Origin of the sequence: Pelomonas caseinilytica (genome assembly GCF_021353235.1) — a bacterium.
GTDB lineage: Bacteria > Pseudomonadota > Gammaproteobacteria > Burkholderiales > Burkholderiaceae_C > Pelomonas > Pelomonas caseinilytica.
Genome location: NZ_JAJTWT010000039.1, coordinates 1 through 1,436 on the forward strand (window position 1 = coordinate 1; position 1,436 = coordinate 1,436).

1 protein-coding gene is annotated in these 1,436 nt (G+C 62.5%); it reads left to right on the forward strand.

All coding sequences use genetic code 11. The annotated features are described in order from the left end of the window. A partial coding sequence (locus tag LXT12_RS26660) for a condensation domain-containing protein (RefSeq protein WP_233395558.1) occupies positions 1-1,436 on the forward strand: 1,436 nt, incomplete at both ends.

Sequence of the window (1,436 nt, forward strand, 5' to 3'; positions counted from 1 at the left end):
GCTACCGCTGTCGTTTGCGCAGCAGCGCTTGTGGTTCATTGCTCAGCTCGATCAGGCCGCGAGCCGGGCTTATCACATTCCTGCAGCCTTGCGTTTGACTGGGGAACTCAATCGCGAGGCGCTGAAGAGGGCGTTGGACGGTCTGGTGGCCCGTCACGAGGGTCTGCGTACTCGCTTTGTGAGCGCGCAGGGGGAAGTCCATCAAGTGATTGCGCCGGCCGACTGCGGCTTTGCGTTGAGCGAGTTGGATCTGCGCGTTGTGAGCCCTGACGAGCGCCAAATGCGTGTGAAGATGCTCATGAATGCGGAGGCGCAAGCTCCCTTTGATTTGAGCCAAGGCCCGCTGATTCGGGGGCAGTTGTTGCAGCTGGACTCACAAGAGCACCTGCTGCTGGTGACTCAGCATCACATCATCTCCGATGGTTGGTCCATCGGCGTTTTGGTGCGAGAACTGGGGGCGCTGTACCAATCTGGCGAGCAAGCGCAGTTGCCGGTTTTGCCCATCCAGTATGCGGACTATGCAGCCTGGCAACGTAGCAGCGCACAGCTTGAAGCCTTGGCGGTGCAGCGCGAATTCTGGTGCCAAGAACTTCAAGGAGCGCCGGCGCGACTGGAGCTGCCCACCGACAGGCCTAGGCCAGCGGTGCAAAGCTATGCGGGGGCTCAAGAGCCTATCCACATTGAGGCGGCCGTGCTCGAAGGGCTCCAAGCACTGGGGCAGAAGCACGGCACGACGCTGTTCATGACGGTGCTGGCGGGCTGGGCTCTTGTGCTGGCCCGCTTGAGCGGGCAGGACGACATCGTGGTGGGCACGCCGGTGGCTAACCGTCCGCGACAAGAGCTGGAAGGGCTGATCGGGTTCTTTGTGAACTCACTGGCGCTGCGCGTGCAGCTCAACCCGGCCCATAGCGTGGCTGAGTTGTTGGCGCAAGTACGTGGGCGGGCGCTGGCGGCCTATGCCCATCAGGACCTGCCGTTTGAGCAGGTGGTAGAGGCGCTGCAGCCCGAGCGCAGCCTGAGCCACAGCCCGGTGTTCCAAGTGATGCTGGCGCTCAACAACACGCCTGCACAAGACTTGGTGCTGGGCTCGCTGAGTCTGTCCTCTGCAGCGCCAGAACATCCTACGGCGCAGTTTGATTTGACGCTCTCGCTGACTGAGACTGATCAGGGCTTGGTGGGGGCGCTGGAGTACGCCAGCGATCTGTTTGAGGCGGCAACTGCACGTCGCATCGTGCAGTACGTGAGTACGGTTCTGGCGGCCATGGCGCAAGACGCCACGCGGGCGTTGGTGAGCCTGCCGATGATGAGTGAGGCTGAGCGCGAGCAAGTGCTGGTTGGCTTCAACGCGACGCAGGCCGAGTATCCGCAGCAGGCGCTGATTCAAGAGCTGTTTGAGGCGCAGGTTAAGCGCAGCCCGCAGGCCACGGCGCTGGTGT